The organism is Streptomyces sp. NPDC058758 (genome assembly GCF_042746075.1).
In the GTDB taxonomy this organism is placed as follows: Bacteria; Actinomycetota; Actinomycetes; order Streptomycetales; family Streptomycetaceae; genus Streptomyces.
Genome location: NZ_JBHYPS010000094.1, coordinates 1 through 1,728, shown reverse-complemented (window position 1 = coordinate 1,728; position 1,728 = coordinate 1). Strand labels below are relative to the sequence as shown.

At 69.1% G+C, this 1,728-nt stretch carries 1 protein-coding gene; it reads right to left on the bottom strand.

All coding sequences use genetic code 11. The features are described from left to right. Nucleotides 1-124: 124 nt before the first annotated feature. Complete coding sequence (locus ACFW6A_RS39130; RefSeq protein ID WP_386646662.1) at nt 125-1,465, bottom strand: acyltransferase family protein; 1,341 nt, start codon at nt 1,463-1,465, stop codon at nt 125-127. Between the last annotated feature and the right edge of the window lie 263 nt (nt 1,466-1,728).

The window sequence follows — 1,728 nt, the reverse complement described above, 5'->3', positions numbered from 1 at the left end:
TTCATAAACCCCCTACCCCAAATTCTATTTTTAAGGGTGTTGGGGGTTCTCTTTTTTTTTAATACCCCGGGGGGCCGCCCGGGCGGGGGCGGCGGGGACACCCCTCGGGGCCGTGCCCGTCGGATCAGACGGAGGTCAGGACGCCCTGCTCCGACGAGGACGGGGAGCCGCTCCCGGAGCCCTTCGGACCGGGTGCGGACACCTCGTCCTCACCGTCCTTCGAGCGGCGGTCGAAGAGGCCGCGCAGCTTCTTGTTCAGCGGCTCCTCGAGGACGTAGTGGCTGGCCAGCGCGGTGACGAGGGTGCCGAGCAGGACCAGGCTCACCATCTCGGCGAAGCCGACGGTGCCGCGCAGCATGCCCGAGTTGACGGCGGACTTGCCGAACATGCTGCCGTTGTGGAGCACGACGTGGATGAAGAACACGTGCCACAGGTAGATGCCGTACGAGATCCGGCCGAGGAAGGCCATCGGACGGTTCGCGAGGACCAGGTCCATGGTCTTCGAGCGGGCGCCGGGGGCCACCAGCGGGATCACGACGCACATCGAGAAGACGAAGAACAGCAGGTGCAGCACCATCTGCTGGGTGAGCGCGCCCCAGTCGCCCATGCCGGGCTCGCCGAACGGATGCGGCACGTTGGCGAGGTAGGCGATCAGGGCGACCAGCCAGAAGCCCATCGGCCACTTGGCGGCCCAGCGGAACAGCGCCGGCTGGCGCGGCGCCACCTCGGCGTAGGAGAGCATCACGGCCAGGGCCATGCCGCCGGCGAAGTAGCCGACGTAGCCGAAGGGCCAGAAGGACAGGTACCAGACGTCGGCCGTCATGGACGGCAGGAAGCAGTAGGCGGTCCAGGCCATGCCGATGAGGACCAGGGCGACGAGCGGGACGAACATCCGGCGGGCGCGGCGGGCCGGCGTGGTGCCGCGCACGGCGAACCTGTGGATGGCCCAGGCGATGACCGGCAGCGCCAGGTAGAAGAGCATCTCGGTGGGAACGGTCCACGTCGGCTCGATGCCCGTGATCCATTCGGCCCGGGTGAAGAAGTGGATCATCAGGAGCGGTCGCAGGAAGAACCAGACGCCGTCGATCTTGTCGTAGTCCAGAAGCAGGATCGAGGCGAGCACCAGGGCCCAGAACGCGGGAACGATGCGCACGAAGCGGCGCCAGTAGAAGGAGGCGACCCGCGGGGTGGCGCCCTCGCCGGTCACCGTGCGGCGGGCGAAGGGCCGGTAGAGCATCAGGCCGGACAGGACGAAGAAGGGAGGCAGGAAGACGCCCATGCCCTCGGTGAGATAACCCCACAGGTTGTCGCGCGGGTCCGCGAAGTGGTTGCTCACGCCCGCCGTGTAGGCGACGTGGTAGACGAGGACTGCGACCGCGCACAGTCCGCGCAGACCGTCGAGGACGGGGACTCTGCGCTTCTGGGGGGATTCGGCGGCGCCTGTCCGGACATTGCGAGATGCCACGTTTTCGCGCTCCCTTGGAAGTCGATACCTGATGGGCCGCGAGTCATGCTGGCGTCGGCGCCGCCAGGGCCGCACCTTCAGAAGTGCGGTGTTTGCCAGACGGGTTTGACACGGGAAACACATGCGGATGTGGGCCGGGCCCCCCCCCCCCGGGGGGGGGGGGGGCCCCCGCGCGGGGGGGGGGGGGGCGGCCCCCCAGCGGCGAGGCGCCGCCCCCGGACACGGGGGCACTAGTGGCGAGCCACCCCCACCGCGAGGCGGGG